Origin of the sequence: Pseudomonas sp. SIMBA_067 (assembly GCF_046534675.1) — a bacterium.
Classification (GTDB): Bacteria; Pseudomonadota; Gammaproteobacteria; order Pseudomonadales; family Pseudomonadaceae; genus Aquipseudomonas; species Aquipseudomonas putida.
In genome coordinates, this window is record NZ_JAWRYH010001084.1 from 1 (window position 1) to 246 (window position 246).

Genomic DNA, 246 nt, shown 5'->3' on the forward strand with positions numbered 1-246 from the left:
CTGAGCGCCAACCTGCAGGCGCTGGGGCTGTTCGGCATCGATGAGGTCTTCGCCTGCCAACACAGCCTCGCCGAACGCGGGCTCGCGGCGCCGGCCAGTGCCGAAGCACTGGGCAGTGCACAAATCTCCCAACTGATTGACCGTTACGACCAGGTGATCACCCTCTGATGTCGACTCTCCATGTGGTATCACACTCCCCCTTCACCGACAGCCGGCTCGCCAGTTGCCTGCGCATCTGCGCTGCCG

General features: G+C 64.2%; 1 protein-coding gene and 1 pseudogene. Both read left to right on the plus strand.

The genetic code is table 11. The features are described 5' to 3' along the window. A partial coding sequence (locus tag SB765_RS32595) for a DsrE family protein (protein WP_410932889.1) occupies positions 1 to 168 on the plus strand: 168 nt, incomplete at its 5' end. Next, positions 168 to 246 (plus strand): annotated as a pseudogene (locus tag SB765_RS32600) (sulfurtransferase complex subunit TusB); the annotation flags it as partial. The gene SB765_RS32595 and the pseudogene SB765_RS32600, both read left to right, overlap by 1 nt.